A 1,586-nucleotide genomic window follows, 5' to 3' on the forward strand; every position below is an offset into this window, starting at 1 on the left:
AGCCTGAGACCCGATGGGTAGCCCGTAAGGGTGAAATCAGTGATCCTATGCTGCCAAGAAAAGCATCGACGCGAGGTTTTAGTCACCCGTACCCCAAACCGACTCAGGTGATCAGGTAGAGAATACTAAGGAGATCGAGAGAATCGTGGTTAAGGAACTCGGCAAAATGCCCCCGTAACTTCGGGAGAAGGGGGGCCTGAGGCGTGAAGGGATTTACTCCTGGAGCGTTCGAAGGCCGCAGAGACCAGTGGGAAGCGACTGTTTACTAAAAACACAGGTCCGTGCCAAGTCGCAAGACGATGTATACGGACTGACGCCTGCCCGGTGCTGGAAGGTTAAGAGGAACGGTTAGCCGCAAGGCGAAGCTGAGAATTTAAGCCCCAGTAAACGGCGGTGGTAACTATAACCATCCTAAGGTAGCGAAATTCCTTGTCGGGTAAGTTCCGACCTGCACGAATGGCGTAACGACTTCCCAGCTGTCTCAACCGCGAACTCGGCGAAATTGCATTACGAGTAAAGATGCTCGTTACGCGCAGCAGGACGGAAAGACCCCGTGACCTTTACTACAGCTTGGTATTGGTGTTCGGTGTGGCTTGTGTAGGATAGGTGGGAGACTTTGAAGCTTGGACGCTAGTTCAGGTGGAGTCATCGTTGAAATACCACTCTGGTCATATTGGATACCTAACTTCGAACCGTGATCCGGTTCAGGGACAGTGCCTGGTGGGTAGTTTAACTGGGGCGGTTGCCTCCTAAAAAGTAACGGAGGCGCCCAAAGGTTCCCTCAACCTGGTTGGCAATCAGGTGTCGAGTGTAAGTGCACAAGGGAGCTTGACTGTAAGACTGACAAGTCGAGCAGGGACGAAAGTCGGGACTAGTGATCCGGCAGTGGCTTGTGGAAGCGCTGTCGCTCAACGGATAAAAGGTACCTCGGGGATAACAGGCTGATCTTGCCCAAGAGTCCATATCGACGGCATGGTTTGGCACCTCGATGTCGGCTCGTCGCATCCTGGGGCTGGAGTAGGTCCCAAGGGTTGGGCTGTTCGCCCATTAAAGCGGTACGCGAGCTGGGTTTAGAACGTCGTGAGACAGTTCGGTCCCTATCCGCTGCGCGCGCAGGAAATTTGAGAAGATCTATCCCTAGTACGAGAGGACCGGGATGGACGAACCTCTGGTGTGTCAGTTGTTCCGCCAGGAGCACCGCTGATTAGCTACGTTCGGAACGGATAACCGCTGAAAGCATCTAAGCGGGAAGCCGGCTTCGAGATGAGATTTCCATCCCTTAGGGGGAGAGGCTCGCAGCTAGACTACTGCGTTGATAGGCCGGATGTGGAAGAGAGGACTAAAGACTCTTGGAGCTGACCGGTACTAATAAGCCGATAATTTGATAACACTCAGTTTGAAGAAGCTGCTATGCGTCCACTATGTGGTTCTCGATGTACGGTCGAGAACAAACGCCCTCCCAGGAGGGCTCTATAACTAAAAATATAGAATCGATTCACCATCACCAGGTGTTTCGGCGGCTATAGCAAGAGGGAAACGCCCGGTCACATTCCGAACCCGGAAGCTAAGACTCTTTGCGCCGATGG

The 1,586-nt window shown here is 53.2% G+C and carries 2 rRNA genes; both read left to right on the forward strand.

The features are described from left to right. Positions 1-1,389 (forward strand): 23S ribosomal RNA (locus tag ACEN2M_RS18695); the annotation flags it as partial. A gap of 123 nt (positions 1,390-1,512) precedes the next feature. Then, positions 1,513-1,586 (forward strand): 5S ribosomal RNA (gene rrf / locus ACEN2M_RS18700); the annotation flags it as partial.

It is taken from the genome of Cryobacterium sp. W22_MBD10_FK3, from assembly GCF_052113745.1.
Taxonomy (GTDB): Bacteria; Actinomycetota; Actinomycetes; order Actinomycetales; family Microbacteriaceae; genus Cryobacterium.